This window comes from Piscinibacter lacus, assembly GCF_016735685.1.
GTDB classification, from domain to species: Bacteria; Pseudomonadota; Gammaproteobacteria; order Burkholderiales; family Burkholderiaceae_C; genus Aquariibacter; species Aquariibacter lacus.
The window spans coordinates 656315-682921 of the sequence record NZ_JAERRA010000002.1 but is presented as its reverse complement, the minus strand read 5'-3'; the positions used below and the strand labels follow the sequence as shown (position 1 = coordinate 682921).

General features: G+C 73.6%; 28 protein-coding genes. 12 read left to right on the top strand and 16 right to left on the bottom strand.

Features of this window, described 5'->3' with window-relative positions:
* Positions 1-126: 126 nt before the first annotated feature.
* The 6 genes from JI742_RS13545 to JI742_RS13520 form a co-directional block, all read right to left on the bottom strand.
* Positions 127-1290, bottom strand: a complete 1164-nt coding sequence (locus tag JI742_RS13545) for an ABC transporter permease (RefSeq protein WP_201827815.1) — start codon at positions 1288-1290, stop codon at positions 127-129.
* Positions 1287-2153, bottom strand: coding sequence for an ABC transporter ATP-binding protein (locus JI742_RS13540; RefSeq protein ID WP_201827812.1), 867 nt, complete (start codon positions 2151-2153; stop codon positions 1287-1289). Before JI742_RS13540 ends, JI742_RS13545 begins: the two co-directional genes overlap by 4 nt.
* Positions 2154-2337: 184 nt before the next feature.
* Positions 2338-3774 (bottom strand): NAD(P)(+) transhydrogenase (Re/Si-specific) subunit beta, encoded by a 1437-nt coding sequence (locus tag JI742_RS13535; RefSeq protein ID WP_201827809.1) that lies wholly within the window; start codon positions 3772-3774, stop codon positions 2338-2340.
* Positions 3775-3776: 2 nt separating this feature from the next.
* Positions 3777-4097 (bottom strand): NAD(P) transhydrogenase subunit alpha part 2, encoded by a 321-nt coding sequence (locus tag JI742_RS13530; protein ID WP_201827806.1) that lies wholly within the window; start codon positions 4095-4097, stop codon positions 3777-3779.
* Between the two features lie 22 nt (positions 4098-4119).
* Entirely contained in the window at positions 4120-4482 is a 363-nt protein-coding gene (gene panD, locus JI742_RS13525) for an aspartate 1-decarboxylase (protein WP_201827803.1), read from the bottom strand.
* A 16-nt stretch (positions 4483-4498) separates the two neighbouring features.
* Positions 4499-5632, bottom strand: coding sequence for a Re/Si-specific NAD(P)(+) transhydrogenase subunit alpha (locus tag JI742_RS13520; protein ID WP_201827800.1), 1134 nt, complete (start codon positions 5630-5632; stop codon positions 4499-4501).
* A gap of 362 nt (positions 5633-5994) precedes the next feature.
* On the opposite strand from JI742_RS13520, the gene JI742_RS13515 reads away from it, so the two are divergent.
* Both JI742_RS13515 and mnmA read left to right on the top strand, forming a co-directional pair.
* Complete coding sequence (locus JI742_RS13515) at positions 5995-6519, top strand: NUDIX hydrolase (RefSeq protein WP_201827797.1); 525 nt, start codon at positions 5995-5997, stop codon at positions 6517-6519.
* A complete protein-coding gene (mnmA, locus tag JI742_RS13510; protein ID WP_201827794.1) occupies positions 6516-7667 on the top strand; it encodes a tRNA 2-thiouridine(34) synthase MnmA in 1152 nt (383 codons plus the stop codon). The genes JI742_RS13515 and mnmA overlap by 4 nt, the downstream gene beginning before the upstream one ends.
* 24 nt (positions 7668-7691) lie before the next feature.
* Here mnmA and egtB read toward each other — a convergent pair whose 3' ends face one another.
* Together egtB and JI742_RS13500 are read right to left on the bottom strand one after the other, a co-directional pair.
* Complete coding sequence (gene egtB, locus JI742_RS13505; RefSeq protein ID WP_201827789.1) at positions 7692-8912, bottom strand: ergothioneine biosynthesis protein EgtB; 1221 nt, start codon at positions 8910-8912, stop codon at positions 7692-7694.
* Positions 8913-8940: 28 nt separating this feature from the next.
* Complete coding sequence (locus JI742_RS13500) at positions 8941-10311, bottom strand: transaminase (protein ID WP_201827787.1); 1371 nt, start codon at positions 10309-10311, stop codon at positions 8941-8943.
* Positions 10312-10423: 112 nt separating this feature from the next.
* Here JI742_RS13500 and JI742_RS13495 point away from each other — a divergent pair, with 112 nt between their 5' ends.
* Positions 10424-11113 carry a class I SAM-dependent methyltransferase gene (locus tag JI742_RS13495; RefSeq protein WP_201827784.1) on the top strand — a complete coding sequence of 230 codons (690 nt, stop codon included), beginning with the start codon at positions 10424-10426 and terminating at the stop codon, positions 11111-11113.
* A 31-nt stretch (positions 11114-11144) separates the two neighbouring features.
* Here the strand turns inward: JI742_RS13495 and JI742_RS13490 are convergent, their stop codons facing one another.
* Positions 11145-12446, bottom strand: coding sequence for a glycosyltransferase family 4 protein (locus JI742_RS13490; protein WP_201827781.1), 1302 nt, complete (start codon positions 12444-12446; stop codon positions 11145-11147).
* A gap of 285 nt (positions 12447-12731) precedes the next feature.
* On the opposite strand from JI742_RS13490, the gene JI742_RS13485 reads away from it, so the two are divergent.
* Both JI742_RS13485 and JI742_RS13480 read left to right on the top strand, forming a co-directional pair.
* Positions 12732-14651, top strand: a complete 1920-nt coding sequence (locus tag JI742_RS13485) for a B12-binding domain-containing radical SAM protein (RefSeq protein WP_201828023.1) — start codon at positions 12732-12734, stop codon at positions 14649-14651.
* A 158-nt stretch (positions 14652-14809) separates the two neighbouring features.
* Positions 14810-15658 carry a 3-hydroxybutyryl-CoA dehydrogenase gene (locus JI742_RS13480; RefSeq protein ID WP_201827779.1) on the top strand — a complete coding sequence of 283 codons (849 nt, stop codon included), beginning with the start codon at positions 14810-14812 and terminating at the stop codon, positions 15656-15658.
* 36 nt (positions 15659-15694) lie between these two features.
* Here JI742_RS13480 and JI742_RS13475 read toward each other — a convergent pair whose 3' ends face one another.
* The gene (locus JI742_RS13475; RefSeq protein ID WP_201827775.1) at positions 15695-16591 is read right to left on the bottom strand and encodes a patatin-like phospholipase family protein; all 897 of its coding nucleotides are present in this window, start codon (positions 16589-16591) and stop codon (positions 15695-15697) included.
* Positions 16592-16669: 78 nt separating this feature from the next.
* Between JI742_RS13475 and JI742_RS13470 the strand changes: the two genes are divergently transcribed.
* Both JI742_RS13470 and JI742_RS13465 read left to right on the top strand, forming a co-directional pair.
* A complete protein-coding gene (locus tag JI742_RS13470) occupies positions 16670-16906 on the top strand; it encodes a SlyX family protein (protein WP_201827771.1) in 237 nt (78 codons plus the stop codon).
* Positions 16907-16912: 6 nt separating this feature from the next.
* Positions 16913-17479, top strand: a complete 567-nt coding sequence (locus JI742_RS13465) for a YgjP-like metallopeptidase domain-containing protein (RefSeq protein WP_350309684.1) — start codon at positions 16913-16915, stop codon at positions 17477-17479.
* 15 nt (positions 17480-17494) lie between these two features.
* Here JI742_RS13465 and JI742_RS13460 read toward each other — a convergent pair whose 3' ends face one another.
* Positions 17495-18109: a DUF1003 domain-containing protein gene (locus JI742_RS13460; protein ID WP_201827768.1), complete on the bottom strand. Its 615-nt coding sequence runs from the start codon at positions 18107-18109 to the stop codon at positions 17495-17497.
* A 233-nt stretch (positions 18110-18342) separates the two neighbouring features.
* On the opposite strand from JI742_RS13460, the gene JI742_RS13455 reads away from it, so the two are divergent.
* The 3 genes from JI742_RS13455 to JI742_RS13445 are packed head-to-tail and all read left to right on the top strand — an operon-like array spanning position 18343 to position 19654.
* A complete protein-coding gene (locus JI742_RS13455; RefSeq protein ID WP_201827767.1) occupies positions 18343-18705 on the top strand; it encodes a hypothetical protein in 363 nt (120 codons plus the stop codon).
* 14 nt (positions 18706-18719) lie between these two features.
* On the top strand, positions 18720-19106 hold the full coding sequence (locus tag JI742_RS13450) for a hypothetical protein (RefSeq protein WP_201827765.1): 387 nt from the start codon (positions 18720-18722) through the stop codon (positions 19104-19106).
* Positions 19103-19654, top strand: coding sequence for a hypothetical protein (locus tag JI742_RS13445; RefSeq protein WP_201827764.1), 552 nt, complete (start codon positions 19103-19105; stop codon positions 19652-19654). Before JI742_RS13450 ends, JI742_RS13445 begins: the two co-directional genes overlap by 4 nt.
* Positions 19655-19673: 19 nt before the next feature.
* Here JI742_RS13445 and JI742_RS13440 read toward each other — a convergent pair whose 3' ends face one another.
* The 5 genes from JI742_RS13440 to JI742_RS13425 all read right to left on the bottom strand — a co-directional run bounded on the left by JI742_RS13440 (position 19674) and on the right by JI742_RS13425 (position 24605).
* Positions 19674-20936 (bottom strand): DUF4010 domain-containing protein, encoded by a 1263-nt coding sequence (locus JI742_RS13440; protein WP_350309683.1) that lies wholly within the window; start codon positions 20934-20936, stop codon positions 19674-19676.
* A gap of 16 nt (positions 20937-20952) precedes the next feature.
* A complete protein-coding gene (locus JI742_RS13975; RefSeq protein ID WP_236677034.1) occupies positions 20953-22023 on the bottom strand; it encodes a hypothetical protein in 1071 nt (356 codons plus the stop codon).
* A gap of 78 nt (positions 22024-22101) precedes the next feature.
* Positions 22102-23016, bottom strand: a complete 915-nt coding sequence (locus JI742_RS14090; RefSeq protein ID WP_201827761.1) for a GGDEF domain-containing protein — start codon at positions 23014-23016, stop codon at positions 22102-22104.
* A 37-nt stretch (positions 23017-23053) separates the two neighbouring features.
* Positions 23054-23758, bottom strand: a complete 705-nt coding sequence (locus JI742_RS14085) for a Crp/Fnr family transcriptional regulator (protein WP_201827759.1) — start codon at positions 23756-23758, stop codon at positions 23054-23056.
* A 139-nt stretch (positions 23759-23897) separates the two neighbouring features.
* The gene (locus JI742_RS13425) at positions 23898-24605 is read right to left on the bottom strand and encodes a Crp/Fnr family transcriptional regulator (protein WP_201827754.1); all 708 of its coding nucleotides are present in this window, start codon (positions 24603-24605) and stop codon (positions 23898-23900) included.
* 149 nt (positions 24606-24754) lie between these two features.
* Here JI742_RS13425 and soxC point away from each other — a divergent pair, with 149 nt between their 5' ends.
* Both soxC and JI742_RS13415 read left to right on the top strand, forming a co-directional pair.
* Positions 24755-26014, top strand: coding sequence for a sulfite dehydrogenase (soxC, locus tag JI742_RS13420; RefSeq protein WP_201827752.1), 1260 nt, complete (start codon positions 24755-24757; stop codon positions 26012-26014).
* On the top strand, positions 26004-26576 hold the full coding sequence (locus JI742_RS13415) for a c-type cytochrome (protein ID WP_201827749.1): 573 nt from the start codon (positions 26004-26006) through the stop codon (positions 26574-26576). Before soxC ends, JI742_RS13415 begins: the two co-directional genes overlap by 11 nt.
* Positions 26577-26607 lie beyond the last annotated feature (31 nt).

Below are 26607 nucleotides of genomic sequence, written 5' to 3'. Positions count from 1 at the left end.
GCGCCCCGCGAGGGGGCACAGGCTTCTGCCGCGCACTGTCGCGGCGGGCCGTGAAAGCCGCGTGTCGTGCCCGTGTCAGTCCGGTATTCGGCGGCCGACCCCGGCAAGCCGGGGCCTCACACCGCCTCAGGCCTGGCGCCAGCCGCGCCGGCTCCAGGCCAGGGCCGCGGCCAGCAGCAGCGGCGGCACCGTCAGGCCCAGGCCGAGCAGGCCCTCGATCACGCGCAGCGCGGTCTCCGGCCCGCGCGGGCTGAGCAGGGCATTGAGGCCCTGCAGGGCATGGTGCTCGAACATCAGCAGGCGCAGGCCCTGGAAGGCCGGGAAGCTGCCCGAGAGCGCGAAGACCGCGCCCACCGTCATCAGGTAGCAGAAGCCGACCAGGCTGGCCGCCGTCTGGCTGCGGCTGAAGCTGACCACCAGGGTGGCCACCGCGCTCAGGCCCAGGCCCATCAGCAGCAACATGCCCCAGAGCAGCCCGCTGCCCAGCAGGCGCGGCGCCAGCACCGCCAGCATCAGCGCACAGGCCGCCGCGGCCAGGCCCAGGTGAAAGATGAACTTGGCCAGCAGGGTCAGGCCGGGGCCGACCGGGCTCAAGGCCACGGCCTGGGCGATGCCGCGTTCGCGCTCGTGCGCGGCAAAGGAGATGAAGAGCGCGCAGGCGACGAAGAACTGCGCCGAGTACAGCAGCATGGTGCCGACCAGGGCCCGGGTCTGGCCGCTGCCCAGGTCCAGCTTGGCCAGGCCGCCCGGCGGCGGCAGGGCATGGCCGGCGGGGAAGGGTTGCAGGCCCTGCTCGACATTCGCGTCCAGGGCCTGGGCGGCCAGGCCCGACAGCACCCAGCGCGCAAGCTGCTCGCTGCGCGCGCGGTCCTCGCCATGGCGGAAGACGATGCGGCGCAGCGGCTTCAGGCCCTGGGCCTGGCGGTCCTGCACCGGGCCGATCTCGGCTGCGCAGGGCAGGCCGCGCGGGTAGGCGCTGGCCTGCGGCTGATCGCGCGCGACGAATTCCACCGGCAGCCGCGGCCCGGCATGGCGTTGCAGGTAGGCGGCGAAGGCATCGCCCGGCGGATGCACGATCCAGCAGGGCAGCCGGGCCGAGCGTGCCTCGGCGCGCTGCTGGGCCTGGCCGCTGCGCGTCTCCAGGCTGACCAGCACGCTCATCAGCACCAGCAGGCCCACGGCCATCAGCGCGGCCGGGTTGCGGCGCAGGCGCAGCAGCTCCTTGCCAAGCAGCACGGCAAGCGCGCCCAGGGCGCCGGGCGGGCGCGGCGGCGGCAGGCCGGCGCTCATGCCGGCACCCCGCGCGCGGCGGTGGCAGCGGCCGTCAGGCTGCGGAAGACCTCCTCGAAGGCCGGCTCGCGGGTGTGCATGCGCAGGTGCGGATGCGTGCGCAGCAGGCTGGCGAGCTGCTCGCGCTCGGCATCGTCGTCCATGCGCAGGCTCAGGCGCTGGCTGCGGCCCTCGCTTTCGTACTGCACCTCGCACCAGCGCTGCGCATGGCGGGCGATCAGCCGGGCCGGCGTGTCGCAGGCCAGCAGGCGGCCGTGGGCGATCAGGGCCACCCGGTCGCACAGGGCCTCGACCTCGTCCATGTCGTGGGTGGTCAGGAAGACGGTGCGGCCTTCGGCCACCTGCTCGCGCAGCAGGGCATGCACGCGGCTGACGGAGTGGCGGTCGAGGTGGGCGGTGGGCTCGTCGAGGAAGATGATTTGCGGTGCATGCATCAGCTCGCGCGCGATCAGCAGCTTCTTCTTCATGCCGCGCGAGTAGCTGCGCACCTTGAGGTCGGCGGCCTCGCTCAGCTCGACCCGCGCCAGCCAGGTGTCCACCGCGCGCGGGTCGACGCCGTAGAGCCGGGCGAAGAGCCGCAGGTTCTCGCGCGCGCTGAGGTCCTCGTAGTGCGTGTCCACATCGGGCACGCAGGCCATGCGCGGCTTGAGCCGGGCCAGCTCGCGCGGCAGCTCGCAGCCGGCCACCCGCACCCGGCCGGCGCTGGCGCGCAGCGCGCCGCTGAGCACGCGCATCGTCGTCGTCTTGCCGGCGCCGTTCGGGCCGAGGAAGCCGAAGAGCTCGCCCGCGGGCACGCTCAGGCTCAGCGACTCGACCGCCATGAAGCGGCCGAAGCGCACCTGCATTCCATCCAGTTCGATCATCCCGTCCGCCTTCGGTCCCGCGGCATTGCGGGCCTGCGGCAGGCTACGCAGCGGCGGGCCGATGGCTGCGGGAAAAGCTCACGAGCCCCCCGGGGGGAAGCCCGGCGGCACCATGCAAAACGCCTCCCGGAGGAGGCGTCTGCGCGGGTGCCTCGGCCGGGCGCGGGGCCCGGCCGGGTGGAACTCACTCCACCGCCTTGACCATCTCCTCGACGACCTTCTTGGCATCGCCGAAGACCATCATGGTCTTGTCCATGTAGAACAGCTCGTTGTCCAGGCCCGCATAGCCGGCGGCCATGGAGCGCTTGTTCACGATCACCGTCTTGGCCTTGTAGGCCTCCAGGATGGGCATGCCGTAGATCGGGCTGCCCTTGGTCAGGGCCGCGGGGTTCACCACGTCGTTGGCGCCCAGGATGATGGCCACATCGGCCTGGCCGAACTCGCCGTTGATGTCTTCCATCTCGAAGACCTGGTCGTAGGGCACCTCGGCCTCGGCCAGCAGCACGTTCATGTGACCCGGCATCCGCCCGGCGACCGGGTGGATGGCGTACTTCACCGTCACGCCCTTGGCCACCAGCTTGTGCGCCAGCTCCTTCACCGCATGCTGGGCGCGTGCCACCGCCAGGCCGTAGCCGGGGACGATGATGACCGTCTCGGCATTGCCCATGATGAAGGCCGCGTCGTCGGCGCTGCCGCTCTTGACGCTGCGCTGCTGCTGGGCGCCGCCGGCGGCTGCCGTGGCATCCCCGCCGAAGCCGCCCAGGATCACGTTGAAGAACGACCGGTTCATCGCCTTGCACATGATGTAGCTCAGGATCGCGCCCGAGCTGCCCACCAGCGAACCGGCAATGATCAGCATGGAGTTGTTCAGCGAGAAGCCGATGCCCGCCGCCGCCCAGCCCGAATAGCTGTTGAGCATGGACACCACCACCGGCATGTCGGCCCCGCCGATCGGGATGATGATCAGCACGCCCAGCACGAAGGCGATCGCCAGCATGACGAAGAACATCGGCCAGCTTTCCGTCACCGCAAAGCCCACGCCCAGGCCCAGCATCGCCAGGCCCAGCCCCAGGTTGAGCATGTGCTGGCCGCCGAAGGTGACCGGCGCGCCCTGGAAGAGGCGGAACTTGTACTTGCCGCTGAGCTTGCCGAAGGCGATGACCGAGCCGCTGAAGGTGATGGCACCGATGGCCGCACCCAGGAAGAGCTCCAGCTTGTTGCCGAAGGGAATCGCCACGCCCTTGGCGGCGATGCCGAAGGCCCAGGGCTCGGCCACGGCGGCCACGGCGATGAAGACCGCGGCCAGGCCGATCATGCTGTGCATGAAGGCCACCAGCTCGGGCATCTTGGTCATCTCGACGCGCTTGGCCATCACCGCGCCGGCGCCGCCGCCGACGACCAGGGCCGCCAGCACATAGGGCAGGCCGCCGGCCGCGCTGTCGGGTTGCTGGCCGAGCTGCTGCAAGATCAGCGCGGCCGTGGTGAGCACGGCGATCGTCATGCCGGCCATGCCGAAGGCATTGCCGCGGATCGAGGTCGTCGGGTGCGACAGGCCCTTGAGGGCCTGGATGAAGCAGACCGAGGCGACCAGGTAGAGGAAAACGACGAGGTTCAGGCTCATGGTCAGTGCTTCCCTTCGGCGGCCTTGGCGGGACGCTCTTTCTTCTTGAACATTTCCAGCATGCGGCGGGTCACGAGGAAGCCGCCGAAGACATTCACCGCCGCCAGCGCCACGGCGAGCACGCCCATGGTCTGGCCGAGCACGGTCTCGGTGAGGGCCGCAGCCAGCATGGCACCGACGATGACGATGGCCGAGATGGCATTGGTCACCGCCATCAGCGGCGTGTGCAGGGCGGGTGTGACGGTCCAGACCACGTGGTAGCCCACGTAGATGGCCAGCACGAAGATGACGAGGTTGAGCAGGGTCGGACTGACGGCGTCCATGGGGGGGTCTCCTGGCGGAATCTCAGAACTTGCGGATCTGGCCGATGCGGTTGCCCGCATCGAGCAGCACAACTTTGGGCTTGTGGCCCGCGACCTCGTCCTCGCTCATCGGTGCGTAGGTGCAGATGATCAGCAGATCACCGACCTGGGCCTTGCGGGCCGCCGCACCGTTGAGCGAGATCACGCCCGAGCCGGCCGGCGCGGGAATGATGTAGGTCGAGAAGCGCTCGCCGTTGTGGATGTTGTAGAGCTCGATCTGCTCGAACTCGCGCATGTCGGCCGCGGCCAGCAGCTCGCTGTCGATGCCGCAGGAGCCCTCGTAATGGAGGTCGGCCTCCGTCACGGTGGCGCGGTGCAGCTTGGCGCGCAGCATCAGGCGTTGCATGGGCGGGATCGACGGCTCAGTTGCGCAGCAGTTGCCCGTCGCGGCACATCAGGCAGGCCTTGACGATGTCGTCCTCCAGGTCCACCGTCAGCGCGCTGGCGTCCTTGGACAGCACGAGCTTCAGGAAGTCCAGCACATTGCGCGCATAGAGGGCCGAGCTGTCGGCCGCCACGCGGGCCGGCAGATTGGTCTCGCCGATCAGCGTCACGCCGTGCTTGACCACCGTCTGCCCGGCCTCGGTCAGCGGGCAGTTGCCGCCCACGCCGTCGGCGCCACGGCCTGCGGCCAGGTCGACGATCACCGAGCCCGGCTTCATGCTCTGCACCATCTCGGCGGTGATCAGCGTCGGCGCGGCGCGGCCCGGGATCAGCGCGGTGGAGATCACCACATCGGCCTGGGCCACGCGCTTGGCGACCTCGGCCTTCTGGCGGTCCAGCCAGCTCTGCGGCATGGGGCGCGCATAGCCGCCCACGCCCTCGGCGGCTTCCTTCTCCTCGGCCGTCTCGTAGGGCACGTCGATGAACTTCGCGCCCAGCGACTCGACCTGCTCCTTGACGGAGGGCCGCACGTCCGAGGCCTCGATCACCGCGCCCAAGCGCTTGGCCGTGGCAATGGCTTGCAGGCCCGCCACGCCCACGCCCAGGATCACGACGCGCGCGGCCTTGATGGTGCCGGCCGCCGTCATCAGCATGGGGAAGAGTCGCTGGTACTGGTCAACCGCCATCATCACGGCCTTGTAGCCGGCGATGTTGGCCTGGGAGGACAGCACGTCCATGCTCTGCGCGCGGGTGGTGCGCGGGGCGGCTTCCAGCGCGAAGGCGGTGAGCTTGGCGTCGGTGAGCGCCTGCAGGCCAGGCTTGTGGAAGGGATCGAGCATGCCCACCAGCGCGGCGCCGGACTGCATCAGCGGCAGTTCCTCCGCCGAGGGCGAGCGGACCTTGAGCACGAGTTCGGCGCCGAGCGCACCGGCGGCATCGCTGATCTCCACGCCGACGGCGGCATAGGCTGCATCGGTGGCGCTGGCGGCCACGCCCGCGCCGGACTGCAGCCGGATGCGGTGACCCTGGGCAATGAGCTTCTTGGCCGTCTCGGGGGTGACGGCAACCCGGGTTTCGCCTGCGGACGTTTCCGCGGGCACTCCGATCAGCATGGGGATTCCTCCGGGCAGGGGCCGACTTGTGTGCGGCCTCGTTCAAGGGCAGAAATGAATTCGAGCGTTGCGGGACCTTGCGGCCTGCGCGACACGAGGCCCTGCGTGGGGCAGGGCCTTGGCGGCGCGCAGCTTACACAATGTGTCCTGTTTTGGGTCGGTCCGTGTTGTTTTGCGCAAACCGTTCGCCCGTTGGCAAGTTCCGGGCCGCGGCCGCGAGGGCGAGGCTGCGGCCGTGCCGGCCCGGGCGTCCGGCGCAGGCCGCAGGGCGGGGGCAGCGGCCCCTGTCCCTGGCCCGGCCCGGCGGGACGTGCCAGACCGGAGCGCCGCAGCCCAGCGGCCGGCGGGCCGACAATCCGGGGATGAACGCCGCTGTCCCCGCCCGCTGGAGCCCCAATGTCACCGTCGCTGCCGTCATCGAGGACGGCGGCCGCTTCCTGCTGGTCGAGGAGCACACCCCCGAGGGCCTGCGCCTGAACAACCCCGCCGGCCACCTGGACCCGGGCGAGTCGCTGCATGAAGCCGTCGTCCGCGAGGTGCTGGAGGAGACCGCCCGCGTCTTCACGCCCACCGCGCTGCTGCCGGTCTGCCTGGCGCGTTTCCAGCGCCCGGCGCGGCAGCAGGATGTGACCTATCTGCGCTTCTCCTTCGTCGGCCGGGTCGGCGAGGCCGACCCGGCGCGCGCGCTCGACACCGGCATCGTCCGCACCCTGTGGATGACGATCGACGAGCTGCGCGCCTGCCCCGAGCGCCACCGCAGCCCCATGGTGCAGCAGAGCATCGAGGCCCACCTGGCCGGCCGCCACCTGCCGCTGGACGCTGTCTGGGCCGATGCCAGCCTCTACATGGCGCCGCTGCCACCGGCCGGCGAGGGGCTCAGCGCATGAGCCCGGCGGGTTCTAAGCGCCGTATCGTCGTCGGCCTTTCAGGTGGTGTCGATTCCGCCGTCAGCGCCTGGCTGCTCAAGCAGCAGGGCCATGAGGTCGTCGGCCTGTTCATGAAGAACTGGGAGGACGACGACGATTCCGAGCACTGCACCTCACGCCAGGACTGGCTGGACGCAGCCAGCGTGGCCGACGTGATCGGCATCGACATCGAGCATGTGAACTTCGCGGCCGACTACAAGGACCGCGTCTTCGCCGACTTCCTGCGCGAGTACGCCGCCGGCCGCACGCCCAATCCCGACGTGCTCTGCAATGCCGAGATCAAGTTCAAGGCCTTCCTCGACCATGCCCTGGCCCTGGGCGCCGAGACCATTGCCACGGGTCACTATGCCCGCGTGCGCCGCAACCCGGCCAGCGGCCGTCATGAGCTGCTGAAGGGCCTGGACCCGCTCAAGGACCAGAGCTACTTCCTGCACCGCCTGAACCAGGCCCAGCTCGCACGCACCCTCTTTCCGGTCGGCGAGCTGCCCAAGACCGAGGTGCGCCGCCTCGCCGCCGAGATCGGCCTGCCCAACGCGAAGAAGAAGGACTCGACCGGCATCTGCTTCATCGGCGAGCGGCCCTTCCGCGACTTCCTCAACCGCTACCTGGCCAACCAGCCCGGCCCCATCGTCGACGACCGCGGCCGCCGCCTGGGCGAGCATGTCGGCCTGAGCTTCTACACCCTGGGCCAGCGCAAGGGCATCGGCATCGGCGGCGTCAAGGAGAAGGGCGCGCCGCGCGGCGGCGGTGACCATGAAGCCTGGTTCGTCGCCCGCAAGGACCTGGCGCGCAACACCCTGCTCATCGTGCAAGGCCACACCCACCCCTGGTTGCAGCAGCACAGCTTGCAGGCCGACGCGCCGAGCTGGGTGGCCGGCGAGCCGCCGCCAGCCGGCGCCCGCCTGGCCGCCAAGACCCGCTACCGCCAAGCCGACGCCGCCTGCCACTTTCAGCCGGCCACCCTGCCCGCGGCCGGCGAGCGCCCGGCCCGCGAGGGCTTTGCCCTCGACTTCCCCGAAGCCCAGTGGGCCGTCACGCCCGGCCAGTCGGCTGTGCTGTATGACGGCGAGGTCTGCCTGGGCGGGGGCTTCATCGACGCGGCGGCCTGAGCCCCGCCCCGCACCCCGCCTGCCTCAGGCGTCCTGCGCCAGCCGCAGCCCGCTGAACTGCCAGCGCGCGGCCGGCGGGAAGAAGTTGCGGTAGCTGTCGCGCGCATGGCCGGGCGGGGTGGCCAGGCTGCTGCCGCGCAGCACAAGCTGGCTGACCATGAACTTGCCGTTGTATTCGCCGACCGCGCCGGCCCAGGGGCGGTAGCCGGGGTAGGGGTCGTAGCTGGATCGGGTCCACTGCCAGGCCACGCCATGCAGTTGGTGCAGTGCGGCGGCCTGCGGGCCGGTGGCGGCGGCTTCCCACTCGGCCTCGGTCGGCAGGCGGGCGCCGGCCCATTCGGCATAGGCGGCGGCCTCGTAGAAGCTCAGGTGCAGCACCGGGGCTTCGGGCCGGAAGGGCTCGACGCCGCGCAGGGTGTAGATGCCTTCGGGCTGGCCGTCGGCGCCCTCGGGCAGCCAGTAGGCCGGCGCGGTCCAGCCCTGGGCCTGCACGGTGGCCCAGCCGTCGCTGAGCCAGAAAGCCGGCCGGCGGTAGCCGCCCTCGGCGATGAAGGCCTGGTACTCGCCCTGGGTGACCAGGCGGTTGCCCAGGCGGTAGGGCTGAAGCCGCAGCGGATGGCGCGGGCTTTCGTTGTCGTAGGCGAAGCCGGGGCCGGCATGGCCGATCCAGGCCTCGCCGCCGGCTTGCTCGATCCACGCAAAGGGCTGCCCGGCCGCGGCGGCGCGCGGCGCCTGCGGCAGGGCGGCCGGCCGCAGCGGGTTCATCGACAGGGCATGCAGGATGTCGGTCTGCAGCAGCTCCTGATGCTGCTGCTCGTGGTGCAGGCCCAGTTCGACGAGGAAGGCGCGTTCCGCATCCAGCGGCCCGGCCAGCAGCGCATCCATGGCGGCATCGACATGCGCGCGGTAGGCGCGCACCTCGGCCAGGTCGGGCCGGGTGATCAGGCCGCGCTGCGGCCGCGGGTGGCGCGGGCCGAGCTGCTCGTAGTAGGAATTGAACAGGCTGGCATAGGCCGGGTGGGGCGTGCGGTAGCCAGGCGCATGGGGCTTGAGCAGCAGGGTCTCGAAGAACCAGCTCGTGTGGGCCAGATGCCATTTGGTCGGGCTGGCATCCGGCATGGACTGGATGCACTGGTCCTCGGCCGAAAGCGGCTCGGCCAGGGCCTCGCTGTGGGCTCGGACGGCGGCATAGCGCGCCCGGCGCTCGGTGGCGAGAAGCAGGGCCGATTCGGTGCTGGCGTTCATGGTGGCGTGTTCTTGTTCGGGGCGCGGCTCAGGCCGCGGCAAGGGTGTCGAGGGCCTGGTCCAGCGCATCGAGCAGGTGGTCGACCTGCGCGTCCTGGGTCGCTGGGCTGATCAGCATCATGGAATGGAAGGGCGTCAGCAGCACGCCGCGGTTGAGCAAGGCCAGGTGCAGCCAGGCGTCCAGGCGGTCGTCGAACTGCGCGGCGGCTTCCTTACCGTTGCGCGGCGGGCGCGGGCCGTATTGCAGCTCGCAGCGTGCGCCCAGCCGGCTTACGGACCAGGGCAGGCCGCGGATGCCGATGAGCCGCTCCAGCCCGTCGGCCAGACGCGCGCCGCGTGCCAGCATGCCGGCGTAGACGGCCGGGGTCATCAGCGTTTCCAGCGTCGCGCGCATCGCGGCCAGGCCGGCCCGATGGCCGCTGAGCGTGGTGCCGATGCCGGAATGCCCGGGCGCCGCGGCCAGCTTGGCGACCATGGCGGCTTCGGCCCAGCGCGCGCTGAAGCCGTAGGCTGCCACCGGCAGGCCGCTGCCCAGGGCCTTGCCGACGACCAGGGCGTCGGGCCGCAGGCCCTGGGCGCGGCACCAGCCGCCCGGCCCGGCGCTGAGGGTGTGGGTCTCGTCGGCGATCAGCGGCACCTCGTGCCGGTCCAGCAGGGCGCGGGCGGCGGGCCAGAAGCCGGGCTCGGGCAGCACCATGCCGCAATTGGTCAGCGCGGGCTCGGCCAGCAGGCAGGCCACATCGCCTTCGGCGAGTGCGGCTTCCAGCGCGTCCAGGTCGTTGAAGGGCAGCACCGTGGTCGAGCCGCGCAGGTCCTGCACCTGGCCGAGCAGGCTGGGGCGCATGGTCGGCCGGCCGTCGTCGTCGAGGTCGACGAAGCAGTCGTCGACCGTGCCGTGGTAGCAGCCGTCGAAGACCAGCAGGCGCCGTCGCCCGGTGGCCGCGCGCAGCCAGCGCAGCAGGAAGCGGTTGGCATCGCTGGCCGACAGCGCGAACTGCCACTGCGGCAGGCCGAAGCGGGCCTGCAACAGGGCGCCGACGGCGGCGGCATCCTCGCTGGGCAGCATGGCCGTGCTGCCGCGCGCGATCTGGCGCTGCACCGCCGCCACCACGGCCGGCGGCGCGTGGCCGAACATGGCCGCGGTGTCGCCCAGGCAGAAATCGTCGAGCGCCTGGCCGTCCAGGGTGTGCACGGTCGCGCCTTCGGCGCGCTCGATGAGCAGCGGGAAGGGCAGGCCCCAGTCGCGCATCCAGTGCAGCGGCAGGCCGAAGAGCAGCGAGGCCTCGGCCTGCCGGGCCGCCGCCTGGCTGCGCGGATGGGCGTGGGCATAGGCGGCGCGCTCGGCGGCCAGGGTGGCCTCCAGCCGGGCCGGATCGAGTAGCGGGTGGGACGGGCGCATGGGCGTGATCGCGGCATTCTCCGCGCAGCGGCCGGCACGGGCCGCCTGGGGCGGGATACTCGGCGCCCTTTCCCTGCCCTCGAAGCCGCCCGACCGGGCTTCGCCCTGCGCGATGTCCGGTGTCCAGACCCTGCAATCCAGCGTGCCCATCCGCGGCGCGGCCGACCTCCAGGTGCGCGCCCTGCGCGACCGCCAGCAGTACGACGACCCGCTCGGCGCGGCCGAGGCGCTGGGCATCTCGCCGGCGGCCTGGCCGCTGTTCGGCCTGGTCTGGCCCTCGGGCCTGCAATTGGCCGACCGCATCGCGCAGCGCGTGCTGAAGCCCGGCGAGCGCATCCTGGAGATCGGCTGCGGCCTGGGCCTGGCCAGCCTGGTCGGCCACCGCCGCGGCGCCTGCATGACGGCCAGCGACATCCATCCCCTGGCCGGCCCCTTCCTGCGCGAGAACCTGCGCCTGAATGCGCTGGCGCCGATGCCCTACCACCACGGCCCCTGGACCGGCAGCGCCAGCGGCCGGCCGGCCGAGGAAGCCGCCTGCGGCAGCGAGCGCTACGACCTGCTGATCGGCAGCGACCTGCTCTACGAGCGCGACGAGGCCGGCTGGCTGGCCGCCTTCATCGGCCGCCATGCCGCCGAGCAGGCCGAGATCTGGATCGTCGACCCCGACCGCGGCAACCGCAGCGCCTTCCACCGTCGCATGGCCGACCTCGGCTACGGCCGCGAGGAACTGCGCCTGGACGCCGCCGAGCAGGACGAGCGCGCCGCCTACAAGGGCCGGCTGATCACCTACCGCCGGGCCTGAGCGGGTGTGGCCGAGAACCGGCCGCGCCCGCTCAGTCGCGCGTGCCGGTGGGCCGCACGGTGCGCAGGCCGGGCCAGTCCGCGCCCGGCGGGGGCTGCTGCTGCAAGCTGCCCCAGGGTTCGGCCGCCTCGCGGTAGAGGGCCAGCAGGGCCTCGGCATGGCGGGCCGGGCTGTGGGCACCCAGCACCCGGTGCTGGGCGGCGCGGCCGATGTCGGCCAGGTCCTCGCCGCGGTCCAGCGCGCGCCGCAGCGCATCGCCCAGGCCGCGCACGGTGTCGGCGTCGCAGAGGAAGCCGGTCAGCCCGTCGCGGATCAGCTCGGCCGGCACGCCCACCGGGCTGGCCAGCACGGGCGTGCCCAGGGCCATGGCGTCGAGCGCGGGCGAGGGGCGGGGATCGTCGACCGTCGAGGGCAGCACCAGCAGGTCCGCCGCCCGGTAGGCCGCGGCCGGCACGCCCTCGCGCGGCAGGTTGCGCAGCAGCACGGAGGCGGCGCGGTCCAGGCGCGGCAGCAGCCGGTAGATGGCCGGGCGCTCGGCCTCGGTCGTCAGCAGCGTCAACTGCCAGGAGGCGGGCAATTGATCCAGGGCCTGCAGCAGCCGCGGCAGGCCGCCGGCGGGCCGCGCGCTGCCCGCATGCAGCAGGGCCAGCGGCCGTTCCAGGCCGGGGCGACCGGGCAGGCGCTGCACGTGGGCGGCCTCGCTGCCGTCGAAGCGGCTGCAACCCGGCATCACCCGCAGCGGCGCCGGATGGAAGCGGTTGCTCAGCAGCAGCTTGCGCATCGACTCGCTGGGCACCACCACGCGGTCGAAGAGGCGCTCGAAATCCAGCGCCGCGCGCTTGGTGTTGAGCCGCCGCAGGCCCCCGGGCAGGCCGCCCCGCGGCAGGGATGCCGGCTCGGTCAGGGTGCAGCCGAAGGCCATGCAGCCCAGGCCCAGGCTGCGGCCGCAGCGGTCGCCGGGCCAGCGGCGGCGGTCCTCGCGCATGCAGATCACGGTGTGGTCGTGGATGCTGCGCAGCAGCGGCACGTCCAGGGTCTGCAACTCGCTGAGCAGGTGGAGCTGCTCGCAGCGGTGCACATGCACCACATCGGGCGCCCAGCGATGCAGCGCACGCAGCGTGGCCTCGCTGCTGACGGTGGGCAGGGGCAGCAGGGTGACGCCTTCGGGCACCGGCTGGGTCAGGGCCGTGGTGAGCGGCAAGGCCAGGCCCACCTTGGCCCCGGCCGCAGCCAGGGCCGGCGCCAGGGCCAGGAGATGGGCGGCCAGCGCATCGCCGCCGCCCTCGTTGGACAGCCGGTCGGCGAGCAGCAGCACGCGCAGGGCTGGTTTCATGATCAAGGGAGTCCGATGCTCGGGGCCGCACGGTGCGGCTGCACCGAATCTTCCCCTGTCGTCCGTCAAGCAACATGTCGGCCACCTGGGGGGAGGGCCTTCCGGCCCCGCCTGATCAGGGGGGATGCGGGCGCCCGCGGACAATCAGCCCACGCCGGCCTGCTGCCGCGACCGCCCCTGCCCCGCCCCGTGTCGAACCTGCCCCTTCCTGCGTCCTTGCCGGTCGCTGCCCCTGCCGAGCCGGCTGGCGCGGCGGCGCTGCGCGTGCTGTCGCTCATCCCGCCGATGACGCAGCTCAACACGCCCTACCCCTCGACGGCCTACCTGACCGGTTTCCTGCGCTCTCGCGGCCTCGACGCGGTGCAGGCCGACCTGGCCCTGGACCTGGCGCTGGACCTGCTGTCGCCCGCCGGCCTGGACGCCATCCGTGCCGAGATCCTGGCCCTGCCCGCCAGCCATGCCGCCCACGGACGGCCCGCGGTGCAGGCCTTCCTCGGGCAGTTCGAGGCCTACCGCCTGAGCCTGCCGCGCACCCTGGCCTTCCTGCAGGGCCGCGACCCGACCCTGGCCCACCGCATCGCCAACCGCAGCTTCCTGCCCGAAGGCCCGCGCTTCGCCACGCTGGAGGCCCATGCCCTGGGCGAGGACGGCGAGGACGGCGGCGCGGACCCGCTGGCCTGGGCCTTCGGCAGCCTGGGCGTGCAGGACCGTGCGCGCCACCTGGCCACGCTCTACCTGAACGACCTGGCCGAGGTCATCCAGGCCGGGGTGGATCCGCGCTTCGAGTTCGTCCGCTACGGCGAGAGCCTGGCCGCCAGCCAGGCCTCCTTCGACCCGCTGGCCGAGGCCCTGGCCGCGCCGCCCACCCTCGTCGACCGCCGCTTGCAGTGCCTGAGCGCCGAGGTGCTGGCGCGCCACCGGCCGCAGTTGCTGCTGCTCTCGGTGCCCTTCCCGGGCGCGGTCTATGCCGCGCTGCGGATCGCGCAGACGGTCAAGGCGCAGGACCCCTCGGTCGCCATCGCCCTGGGCGGCGGCTGGGTCAACACCGAGCTGCGCGAGCTGGCCGAGCCGCGGCTCTTCGATTTCGTCGACTTCGTCTGCCTCGACACCGGCGAGCGCCCGCTGCTGGCGCTGATCGAGCACCTGCAAGGGCGGCGTTCGCGCCAGCGCCTGGTCCGCACCTTTTACCGTGCCCCGGCGGACGACGGCCGGCCCGCCGTGCGCTACGCGAACTGGGCCGAGCCCGACATCCTCTTCGCCGAGGTCGGCACCCCCACCTGGGACGGCCTGCCGCTGGACCGCTACCTCAGCCTGCTGGACCTGCTCAACCCCATGCACCGGCTGTGGAGCGACGGCCGCTGGAACAAGCTGACCGTGGCCCATGGCTGCTACTGGAAGAAGTGCAGCTTCTGCGATGTGAGCCTGGACTACATCAGCCGCTATGACGCGGCGGGCGCCGAACTGCTGTGCGACCGCATCGAGGCCATCGTTGCCGAGACCGGCCAGACCGGCTTCCACTTCGTCGACGAGGCCGCGCCGCCCAAGGTGCTCAAGGCCCTGGCCACCGAGATCCTGCGCCGCAAGCTGACCCTCAGTTGGTGGGGCAATGTGCGCTTCGAGAAGACCTTCACCCCCGAGCTGGCCGGCCTGCTGGCCGACAGCGGCTGCATCGCCATCTCCGGCGGGCTGGAGGTGGCCTCCGACCGCCTGCTCGCGCTGATGAAGAAGGGCGTGTCCGTCGAGCAGGTCGCCCGCGTGACCCGCGGCTTCACCGAGGCCGGCGTGCGCGTGCATGCCTACCTGATGTACGGCTTCCCGACCCAGACCGTGCAGGACACGGTCGATGCGCTGGAGTACGTGCGCCAGCTCTTCCAGCAGGGCTGCATCCAGAGCGGCTTCTTCCACCGCTTTGCCTGCACCGTGCACTCGCCGGTCGGCCAGCGGCCGCAGGACTACGGCATCACGCTCAAGCCGCTGCCGCCGGGCGGCTTCGCCAAGAACGATGTCGGCTTCATCGACCCCACCGGCACCGACCACGACACCCTGGGCCGCGCCCTGAAGAAGGCGCTCTACAACTACATGCACGGCCTCGGGCTGGAAGACGATGTGCGCGGCTGGTTCCAGGAGCAGGGCCTGCACCCCGTGCCCAAGCCCACCGTGGGGCGCCGCCGCATCGAGCGCGCGCTGCAAGCCCCGCCGGCCTGAGCCCCCGGCCCGGCCGCAGGGCCCTGTCGCGATCCGGAACAGGGCGGCACAGCCCATGCTGCGGTGCAAAAAACCGGCCGACAATCCCGTCCGCCGTGCAGGCGGGCCCCCGCGCCCGGCCGCACCTCCCATCCCGATCGAGTCTGGAGAACCACACCGTGAGCTTGACCACCGTGGGCGTCATCGGCGCCGGCACCATGGGCAACGGCATTGCGCAGGTCAGCGCACTGGCCGGCCTCGACGTCGTGATGATCGATGTCAGCGAGGCCGCCCTGCAGCGCGGCCGCGACACCCTGGCCGGCAGCCTGGACCGGCTGATCAAGAAGGACAAGCTCAGCGCCGAGGCCCGCGACGCCGCCCTGGCCCGCCTGACGCTCAGCACCGACTACGTCGCCCTGGCCGGCTGCCCGCTCGTGATCGAGGCGGCCACCGAGAACCTGGAGCTGAAGCTGCGCATCCTGCGCCAGGTCGATGCCGTGGCCGGCGAAGGCGCGGTGATCGCGACCAACACCTCCTCGATCAGCATCACCCAACTGGCCGCGGTCATGAAGCAGCCGGGCCGCTTCGTCGGCATGCATTTCTTCAACCCGGTGCCGCTGATGGGCCTGATGGAGGTGATCCGCGGCCTGCAGACCGACGATGCCACCCACGCGCTGGCGCTGGACTTCGCGGCCCGGGTCGGCAAGACGCCGGTCACCGTGAAGAACGCGCCGGGCTTCGTCGTCAACCGCATCCTGGTGCCGATGATCAACGAGGCCATCTTCGTGCTGCAGGAGGGCATCGCCAGCGCGGCCGACATCGACGCCGGCATGAAGCTGGGCTGCAACCACCCCATCGGCCCGCTGGCCCTGGCCGACCTGATCGGCCTGGACACCGTGCTGGCCATCATGAATGTCTTCCACGCCGATTTCGGCGACCCGAAGTACCGCCCGGCCCCGCTGCTCAAGGAAATGGTGGCCGCCGGCCACCTCGGCCGCAAGGCGGGCCGCGGCTTCTACGCCTATTGAAGACCCCCAGGGCGCACCCGGCGGCCCCCGTCCGCCTCAGGCGTGCAGGGCCCGCAGGGCTTCGGCCTGGGCCAGGGTGGCCTGTTCGCCCGCGGCGATCGCGCGTTCGCGGAAGGCCCGGGACAGGTTCACCCAGTAGCCGAAATCGGGATGCAGCAGCAGGTCGGCCGCGGCGGCATCGGGGGCGGTGCGGGCGCGCTTGGCCAGGTCGCCGGCGCGGAAGCGCGCGGCCGCGGGCGGCGCGCGGTCCTCATGGGCCGAGGCGTCGACGGCCAGCACGCGCTGCGCGCCCAGGGCCCGCGCCAGCCGCACTGGCAGCGGGCTGATCGGGTCGGCATCGCCGTACAGCCGGCCGTGGATGCGCACCGGCGCCAGCTCGCCCACCACCGCGGCGGCCGCCTGCACGGCCAGGCCCGCATGCCCGGCGGTGAATCCGACGATCTGCCCGTCGTCCAGGCGCTGGGCCACGCAAACCATGGGCAGCGGCAGCTCCTGCAAGCGTGGCGAGGGCAGTTGCGCGTCCAGCCAGTCCGGCAGGCCGCCGGCACCCAGCCAGGCCGGCCCGCCCGGTTGCAGGCGGATCAGCTCATGCAGGCCAAGCGATAGGGCCAGGGCCTCGATGCGCGCCGCGTCCAGGCCGCCGGCGCGCAGGGTGCCGACGAGCGCGCCGACCGAGGCGCCCACGATCAGGTCCGGCGCCAGGCCGAGCCGGTCCAGGGCCTTGATCACGCCGACATGCACGAAGCCGCGCGGCCCGCCCGAGCTGAAGACCCAGGCCACCCGCGGCCGCTTGGCCAACGGCGCGGCGCGCGGCGCCTCCGGCCCGGCATGGTCTGCGGGCAGGGCGCAGCCGCCGAGCAGGGCGCCCAGGCCCAGCGCGCCGGCGCGGCCCAGGGCCAGGCGGCGGGCGGGGTGCTGCAGGGCAGGGGGCATGGGTCGATCGGGAAGCCAGTCCACCGCACAGCCTACGCCGGCCGCCGGCCGGCGGATGCCGCCTGCCTACACTGCCGCATGCCTGCCGATGCCCACGACCCCGCCGACCCGATCGACGCGCGCCTGACCGATCTGGAGATCAAGCTCAGCTTCACCGAGGACCTGGTCGAGCACCTGAACGCCACCGTCGCGCGTCAGCAGCAGACCCTGGATGCGCTGCATCACGAGCTGCGCCTCCTGCGCCAGCAGCTCCAGGCCCAGGACAGCCCCGGCGGCCCGCGCAGCCTGCGCGACGAGCTGCCGCCGCACTACTGAAACGCCGTGCATCCCGCCGCCGCGCCCGCCCCGGCCCCGCTGCCCTTCCTGGCCGGCTACCCCGCCGGGCTGCAAGCGCAGGTCCGCGAGCTGCTGGCCACCGGCCGCCTGGCCGAGTACCTGGCCCGACGCCATCCCGAGCCGCATGCCGTGCGCACCAGCGCCCAGCTCTACGAGCATGTGCAGGCCCTCAAGCAGCGCCACTTGCGCCGCGCGCCGCCGCTCGGCAAGGTCGAGTACGACAGCCGCCTGCTGCTCGACCAGCGGGCGCTCGGCACGCTCAGCACCGTCTCGCGCGTGCAGGGCGCGCGCTTGCAGGCCAAGCGCGAGATCCGCATCGCCGCCGTCTTCAAGGATGCGCCGGCCGCGATGCTCCAGATGATCGTCGTGCACGAGCTGGCGCACCTGAAGGAGCGCGAGCACGACAAGGCCTTCTACGCGCTCTGCGAATCCATGCTGCCCGGCTACGCGCAGATCGAGTTCGATACCCGCCTGCACCTGCTGCTGCGCCAGCAGCAGGCGGCGGCGCCCGTCATGCCGCTTGCGGAGCGATCGTCCGGCCCGCCGGCCTGAAGCCGGCGCCATGCCTCAGGCCTCCGCGACCCGCGGCAGCCGCAGGTGCCGCAGCAGGTCCAACTGCTCCCGCTGCAGGGCGAGCAGCTCGTGCCACTGCTCGTGCTGGAGCCGGTCCAGCTTCTGGTGCAGCAGCAGGATCTCCAGCTCGGCCTTGAGATTGACCTCGTAGTCGCCGTCGAGCTTCACGCGGTCCTTCTCGGCCTGCCGGTTCTGCGACATCAGCAGGATCGGCGCCTGGATCGCCGCCATCGTCGACAGCACCAGGTTCAGCAGGATGAAGGGGTAGGGGTCGAAGGCGGAACCGAGCCGGGCCAGCAGCAGCACGTTCAGCAGCAGCCAGGCCAGCACCGTGGCCGTGAACAGGCCGACAAAGCGCCAGGAGCCGCCGAAGGCGGTGAGCGCATCGGCGGCCCGGGCGCCGCGGTCGGCCGGCGGCGGCGGCTCGGCCGCCGGCCGCGGCCCCAGGCGCTTGCGCCGCGCCACATGCAGGGCCACGCGCTGGGCCGCCGGATCCAGGGTCGCATAGGGCTGGCCCAGCAGGCTGCTGGCGATGTGCTCGACCGGCAGCACCGGCCCGGCGGCTGCGGCCGGGTCGCGGGCCGGCGTGCGGCGGCTGCCGGGTTTCATCGTCGCGGGCGCCGGCGGGCCGTGGCGCACGCGGGCAGGTTCGGGCAGGGCATGGGGTGCCGTCAGACAGCCAGGGGCCTTCAGCTTGCGTTCGGCCGGGCCCGCGGTCGGTGCGTCAGCGCACGCCGCCGGCCGCCGTGGCGTGCCGTACAGACCGGGCTGCGGCCGGGGCCGACCCTCAAGGCTTCGGCGGGGCCATCCGGCCCGGCCCATCCGCCCCAGGAGGTGTTCCCATGTCCCAGCCCCGTGCTGCCGATGCTTCCCCCGCTTCACGCGAGGCCCGCCATGCGGCCCATGCCGACGGCGCCCTGATCCCCCGCGTCGAGGGCGAGCCCCAGCCCACCGTGCCCCAGCGCCTCGAACAGGCTTGCGAGGACACCCGCGAAACCGTGCGCGACTGGGCCGCCGAGCGCGGCGCCCAGGCGCGCGAGACCCTGCACGGGCTGGGCGAGCAGGCCCAGCGCCTGCGCCATGCCGCCCGCGATTCGGTCGTTCACCGGCCGCTCACGGCCCTGGGCCTGGCGGCGCTGGCCGGCGCGGGCCTGGTCGTGCTGGGCAGCCTGATGGCGCGTGGCTTCGGAGGCCCGCCGCGCTGAGGCCGGGGGGCGTCATGGCCCCGGTCTCGGCCCTCCAGGCCCTGGTGGCGGCGCCCGATCTGGCGCTGGAGCACCTCGCCGCCCGGGCCGAGCTGGCCCGGCTCGAAGGCCAGAGCCTGCTCGACGAAACCCTGCGCCGCCTGCGCTGGCGCCTGCTTGCCAGCCTGCTGGCCCTGCTGGGCCTCGGCCTGGCCGGCGTGGCGCTGATGCTTGCCGTGCTGGCCGGCCCGCAGCCGCTGGCCGTCCAGGCCGTGTTGCTGGGCGTGCCGCTGCTGCCCTTGCTGCTGGCGCCGCTGGCCTGGTGGATCGGCCGGGATCGCCTGGCCGAGCCCTTCGTCGCGACCCGCCGCGAAGCCGCTGCCGACGAGGCCGCGCTGCGCTCCCTCGGCACCGTGCCATGAACCGCAGCGCCCGGGCCCGGCGGGCGGCCCTGGCGCGGGCCGAGGCCCGTCTGGCGGCCTCCCGCGCGGCCCTGATCCGGCGCCTGGCACCGGCCGAGGCGGCGGCGCCGGCCGGCGGGGCCTGGTCCGGCGGCCTGGCGGCCTGGCTTGCCCATGCCCTCGACCCGGCGGCGCCACCGCTTGCCACGGCGCCGCCGCTGCATGCCCTGCTGCCCTTGCTGCAGGGGCTGATCGCCCCGGCCCTGGGCCGCCATCCCCTGGCCGGCCTGCTGGGCGCCGCCGTGCTGGGCGCCGTGCTGGTTCGCCTGCGCGCCTGGCGCGCCTTGCGCGGTCGGGTGGCCTGGCGGACCCTGGGCCTTTCCCTGCTGCTGCGGGCCTTGCGGCAGCAGGCCGCAGCCCAGGCGCCCCGGCCCGCGGCGGCGCAGCCTCCGCCGACACCGACACCGACACCGACACCGCCTCCTTCCCAGCCCGCGCGGCCGGCTCAGCCTGAGACGCCTGTCCAGGCGGCGCCCGCCGTGCAGCCCGCCCAGACCGCGGCGCCCTGAGCCGCCGGGGCCAGCGCGCTCAGCCCCAGGCGCCCAGCGCGCCGAGGCCGCCCAGGCTGGCCGCGGCCAGGCTCAGCAGCAGGCCGGCAGCGAGCTGCAAGCCATAGCGCCTGCCGCCCGCCCCATGGCCCAGCACCAGCCGGCTCAGGGTGTTGGCGGCCACCGCCAGCCCGATGCCCCGGGCCAGGCCCTCGCCGCCCAGGGCGCCCCGGCTGGCCAGGGCGGTCAGGGCCGCCACCGGCGCATGCGCATCGGCCAGGGCGGCCAGGGCCACGCCGGCGTGCAGGCCGGCCGCCCCGAAGGCCTGGTGCAGGCGGTTCAGGCCATAGGCCACCGCAGCCAGCAGCAGGGCGAAGCCCAGGGCCTGGCCGGGATGCAGGGCGCTGCCGTCGGGCACCGCTTCGGCATCCGCCCGGGCCGCCGGGGCGCGCCAGGCCAGCAGCGCGGCGGCCGCCAGCGCACCGGCCGCGCCGCCGGCGGTCATCGGCAGCAGGTCCAGGGCCTGGGCCGGTAGCAGCGCGCTGACGATCAACTGCACTTGCAGCCAGGTCGCCGCGCCCGAGAGCGTGGCCCCGGCGGCCCACAGTCGGCCGGCCGCGCCGGCCCGCCGCGCGCGGGCGCCGAAGGCCAGCACCGTGGCCGTGCTCGACACGAAACCCGAAACCAGCCCCGCCAGCAGCAGCCCGCGCCGCAGGCCCAGGGCCCGCTGGGCGGCATGGCCCAGGGTCTGCACCAGCAGCAGCATCAGCAGGGTGGCGGCCAGGCTGCGCGGGGCCAGGCCGGCCAGGGCCGGCACCGGCCCGTCCGGCAGCAGGGGCAGCACGATCAGGCCGAGGCTCAGCACCAGCAGGCCGTCTTGCAGCTCATGCGCGCTGAGCGTGCGCACGGCGAAGCGGTGCAGGGGGTTGCGCGCGGCCAGCAGCACCGTCAGCAGCACGGCCGCCGCAGCCGCCTGCAAGGGCGCCGACATCGCCCGGGCGCCGATCAGCAGCACGGCCAGCCAGGCGATCTCGGTGCTCAGGCCCGGATCCTCGCTGCGGCTGCGCTGGTGCGCGACGGCCGCGAGCAGCGCCGCCCCCAGGGTGCAGGCCGCCAGCAGGCCGGGCGTGTCGAGCACGGCCGCCAGCGCGCCGACCAGCGCCGCCACGGCGAAGCTGCGCAGGCCGGCGGCCTCGCGGCCTGCCTGCCGGGCCTTGTGCCGTTCGCGCTCGATGCCGACCAGCAGGCCCGCGCCCAGGGCCACCGCCAGCCCGGCGGCGAGCGCCGGATCGGCGGGGTTCACGCCGGTCCCAGCCGCCTCACGGGCAGGCGGCCGCCGGGCGGCGGCAGCCGGTGTCGACGAAGTCGCCGGCCTGCATGCCCAGGCCCGGGGTGCGCAGGGGGTCGGCCAGCGCGCGCAGCAGGAGCAGGGCGCTGGCGGCATCCGGACCGTCGCGCGGGCTGCCGTCGCTCAGCGGCTGCGGCAGCCGGGCGCGGGCCAGCAGACCGCGTTGCAGCAGGGCCTGGCGCAGCAGCTCGGCATCGATCGTCTGGCCCAGGCACAGCACCATGTGCTGCCGCAGGTTGGCGGCGAGCGCCGGCTGGCCGTGCAGCAGCAGGTCGAAGAGCAGGCCGGCCAGGTCCTGCACCGGGTCGATCCAGCGCTCGGCCGGATCGAGCACGGCGCAGGCCACCGGCCGCAGGCTGCTGCCGGACAGCACCAGATGGTCGAGCCGCAGGCGGCCGTGGCCTTCGCGCACCCAGCCGGCCGCGCGGCGGGCCGCCCAGACCGGCGCCAGATCCTGGGCCAGGCCGCACAGGCGCTGGGTGAGCTCGCGCCGGATCGGCGCCTCCAGCGGCGGCCCCGGTGCGTCGAGCGCGTCCAGGCTGGCTTCCAGCAGATGCTCGGGCCGGCCCCACGGGCTGTCGGCCGGCAGTCCGGCGGCCGCGCGGTGCACGGCCGCCAGGTCGCGGGCCAGCACGGCCAGGCTGTGGGCGGCCAGGCGGCCGGCTTGCAGCAGGCGGTGACCGCGCTGGCTGCATGCGATGCGGCGCATCACGACCGCATGGTCGATCAACTGCGGCGGCACGGTGCCCGCGCTCGGGGCGGCCCCTTCGGCCCAGACCGGATGCAGCGTGGCCTGATACAGCGATGCGGCATGGCGCCGGTTGAGCCGCAGGGCTTCGCGGCTGGCGGCGTCGCGGGCCGGCAGCTCGCGCAGGTCGGCGCCGGGGCCGCTGCGCAGGCGCCACAGGCCGTAGGCCCAGGGGCCGGCGAGCAGCCAGTCCATCTCGCGGCCTTCGGCGCGTTCGACGGGCTGGCCGTCGCGCCCGAGTTGATGGGCCAGGGCGGCAAGCCGTGGCTCGAAGGGGGACGGATCGGGGGACATGGTCGGGCTCCGTCGCGGACGAGCTGCCGGCAGCCGGCCGGCCGGTGGGCCGGTGCGACCGGCCGCGGGCCGCGCGGCTCAGGCGATCGGCCCGTCCCGCTCGGCATCGAACAGGGCCAGGCCGCCTCCGTCGCGCTTGGCCCGGTACATCGCGCGGTCGGCCGCGCGCAGCAGGGCGTTGGCGTCGCGTGACGTGGGTTCCAGCCGCAGGCCGCCGACGCTGGCGCCGAGCTGCAAGGTCAGGCCGCCAAGCTGGATCGGCTGTCCGACCGCCTCGACCAGCTTGTGGCCCAGCACCTGCAGCCGCTCGGGTCGGTCGAGCCGGCGCAGCAGGCAGGCGAATTCGTCGCCGCCGACGCGGCTCATCAAGTCCTCGCTGCGCACGGTGGCGGCCAGGCGACGCGCGATCACCCGCAGCACGCTGTCGCCGACCGCATGGCCGTGGCGGTCGTTGATCGCCTTGAAGCCATCGAGGTCCAGGTAGAGCAGGCCCCGGGCACGGCGCACTGCCTCGGCCGGCTCGGCCAGGGCCTCGACCAGTCGCTCCTCGAACTGGCGGCGGTTCGGCAAGCCGGTCAGGCTGTCGTGCAGGGCCTGGTGGCGGGCCTGCTGCGCATCCTGGTCGAGCCGGGCCAGGTGGGCCTGGGTCTGCGCCAGCTCGGCGCGGCCCTGTTCCCGGCCGCGGGCCTGCTGGCGCTGGCGGACGGATTCCAGCGCCAGCAGCAGTTGCAGCCGGTCGAGTGCACCCAGGCAGGTGATCAGGCCGTTGCGCAGGCTCAGGTGCTCGGCCGCCAGGCTGCTCGTCATCGGGGTGTGCATGGCCAGGCGCAGGGCCCGGCGGGTCTGGCGCAGCAGGGCCCGGCCGTCATCCAGCACGCGGTCTTCGGGCGGCAGCGCCAGGCTGCCGTTCCGGCGGACGGACGGGATGCGGGTGGTGGGCGGCAGGCCGTGCAGGGCGAGGGGCCGCGGGTCCTGGGGCAGGGGGAGGTGCATCGCAAGGCCCTTTGCATCGGGGGAGGTGGACATCGCTTCAGCCGCCCGGCTCGCCGAGCACTTCGGCATAGCGCAGGCGGTCGGCGCGGTAGCAATTGCAAGCGGCGTCTTCCAGGCCGCGACGGTCCAGCACGCCGAGCACGCCGCGCCGGTAGTCGATCAGCCCGGCAAGTTGCAGCCGCTGGGCGGCCAGGGTGATGCCGACGCGCCGCACGCCCAGCATGTAGGCCAGGAAGGCATGGGTGACCTGGATCTCGCTGCTGCGGGCGCGGTCCTGGCTCATCAGCAGCCAGCGCGCCAGGCGCGGCGCGATGGTGTGGAAGCGCTGGCAGGCCACCGCGCGGGCGAGCTGGTCGAGGTGGTTGCCCAGGTAGCGTCGCAGGGTGTCCTGCAAGCCCGGGCTGGCTTGCAGCAGGGGCTGGAAGCTTGCCCAGGGCAGGCGCAGGGCCTCGCCCGCGCCCTGCACGACGACGCGCAGCGGCGAGCGGCTGTGGCCCAGCAGGCGGTGCAGGCCGAGCAGGCCTTCCCAGCCGACCATGCCGACCTCCAGGCCCGGGTGCTGATCGACCGGGATGATCAGCGAGACGAAGCCGCTCAGCGGCAGGTAGAGGTCGGGGCTGGGCGCATCGGCCTCGACCAGCACGGCCGACAGGCGCAGTTCCACCGGCTCGGCCAGGGCCAGCAGGGCCTGGCGCTCGCGGGCCGGCAGGCGGCGGATCAGGTGGTTCTCAGGCGGCGTCATGGCAAGTTGGGTCGCGCTGCCGCGGGGTCGGCACCCCCGGGCTGGGACGGTGCCACCGCAAGGGCCGGCGAGGCTTGAGTCTGGGGCGGCCTACCCCGGCCGACCGTCTGCTATCGCACCCAGGACGGCCTGGGCCGGCTCAGTCGGGCAGCAGGCGGTCGTACTCGCGCTTGACCACGGCGTAGCACTCGCAGGTGCGCTTCTCCAGGCCGGGCCGGTCGAGCACGGTGATGTGGCCGCGCGCATAGCGGATCAGGCCCATGCGTTGCAGCTTCAGCGCCGCCTCGGTCACGCCCTCGCGGCGCACGCCCAGCATGTTGGCGATCAGCTCCTGCGTCATCTTCAGCTCATGGCCGCTGAGCCGGTCCAGGCTAAGCAGCAGCCAGCGGCAGAGCTGCTGGTCCAGGCTGTGGTGGCGGTTGCAGACGGCGGTCTGCGCCATCTGCGTGATCAGGGCCTGCGTGTAGCGCAGCATCAGGTGCATGACGGTGCCCGAGCTGTCGAAGTCGCGCGTCATGATCCGGCCCGGCAGGCGAATGCCGCGGCCGGCGCTCTGCACGACCGCCCGGCTCGGCGTCGAGCCGCCGCCCATGAAGAGCGAGATGCCGACCACGCCCTCGTTGCCCACCACCGCGATCTCGGCCGAGGCGCCGTTCTCCATCACATAGAGCAGCGAGACGATGGCGGTCGTCGGGAAGTAGACATGGCTCTGCACCCGGCCGGATTCGTAGATCACATGACCGAGCGGCATGTCCACTTCTTCCAGGAGGGGCAACCAGCGCGCCAGGTCCTCTTCGCTGAGGGCCGCGAGAAGGTGGTTCTGGCGAAGCAGGCTTGGATCGGTCATCGTGTGCGCCTCCCGGGCGGTTGTGGGGCTGGGCCGCGATCGGCCGGACCTTCACTTTAGGGATTTCCCGCGTTTCTGGATGTTCGTTAGCGAACCAAGGCCCCGCCCCCGGGCGGCGTCCGGAGGCCGGGCCTGCCTAAACTGGGCCCATGACCGCGCCACCCGCTGCCCCCGACCCCGCGCCCACGCGGCGCCGTTTCCTGCACCAGGCCACGGCCGCGGCCCTGGCCGGCGGTGCGGCGGTGCAAGGCGCCGTGGCGGACGGCCCGGCCCCGGCCGGCGAAGCCTTCCAGCCCTATGGCCAGCCCGCTCCGGCCGAAGCCGGCGTGCAGCGCCGCATCGGCCTGAACCATCGCGGGCTGGACACCAACGGCGCGGCCTGGACCCCGCTGGAACAGCTCGATGGCACGATCACGCCCAACGGCCTGCATTTCGTCCGCAACCACGGCGGCACGCCCCGCATCGACCCGGCGCAGCACCGCCTGCGCCTGATCGGCCGCGTGCGCCAGCCGCTGCAATGGAGCGTCGATGCCCTGCTGCGCTACCCCCGGCGCGCGCAGCAGGCCTTCCTCGAATGCGCGGGCAACAGCAGCGCCGGCTGGTTCGAGGAGCCGGTGCAGCGCCCGGCCGGCCTGGTCCATGGCCTGCTGTCCGGCGCCGAATGGGCCGGCGTGCCGCTGGCCCTGCTGCTCGACGAAGCCGGTGTCGATCCGCAGGCCGGCTGGCTGGTCGCCACCGGCGGCGATGCCGGCGCCATGCATGTCAGCGTGCCCATGGCCCTGGCGCGCGAGCGCGGCCTGATCGGCCTGTTCCAGAACGGCGAGCGCCTGCGGCCCGAGAACGGCCACCCCATGCGCCTGGTGCTGCCGGGCCTCAAGGGCGTGCTGTGGGTCAAGTGGCTGAACACGCTGGAGGCCTCCGACCAGCCCGCCATGGCCCGCAACGAGACCGCCCGCTACACCGAGCCCCTGCCCGACGGCCGGGTGCGCCAGTTCGCGATGCGCATGGACGTGAAGTCGCTGATCACCTCGCCCTCGCACGGCCAGACCCTGCCCGGCCCGGGCGTGCACGAGATCCGCGGCCTGGCCTGGAGCGGCCATGGCGCGATCCGCCGGGTCGAGGTCTCGGTCGATGGCGGCAAGCACTGGACCGAGGCGCCGCTCGATGCCCCGGCCCAGGCTCATGCCCTGAGCCGCTTCCGCCTGCCCTGGCGCTGGGACGGCCAGCCGGCCCTCTTGCAGAGCCGCGCCACCGACGATCGCGGCCAGGTGCAGCCCGCCCGCGAGGCCCTGCTCGCCGCCCGCGGGCGCGGCGGCTTCTATCACTACAACGCCATCGTCACCTGGGCCGTCGCGCCGCACGGCGCGGTGCTGCACAGCTACGGCCAGGACGGTTTCGATGCCTTCTGAAGGCCGCTTCGCCGCGCTCGCCGGCCGCGCCCTGCTGGCCGCCTGGCTGCTGGGCAGCGGGCCGCTGGCAGCCGCCGCCCCGCCCGTGCTGGGGGCCGAGGCCGGCCGACCGCGCCTGGGCCAGCCGCTGCCCCCGGCGCAGGCCGGCAGCCTCAGCGTCTACCCCGACGGTCGCGGCCTGCCGCCCGGCCGCGGCAGCGTGGCCGAGGGCCGGGCGCTCTATGCCCAGCACTGCGCCAGTTGCCACGGGGCCGAGGGCGAGGGCCAGGCCCAGGGCCTGAACGGCGGCCGCCTGGTCGGCCGGGCGCCGCTGGCGCTGCGGCCCGGCGCCGAACGCACGATCGGCAACCACTGGCCGCAGGCCAGCACCCTGTTCGACTACATCCGCCGCGCCATGCCGCTGCAGGCGCCGGGCAGCCTGCCGCCCGAGGCGGTCTACGCGCTCAGCGCCTGGCTGCTGCATGCCAATGGCCTGCTGCCCGAGGATGCGGTGCTCGATGCCGCCCGCCTGGCCGCGCTGAAGCTGCCGGCGAACGCGCGCTTCATCCGCCATCCGGATTGACGGCGCGCGGGCGTCGCCGCCCGCCCGACGG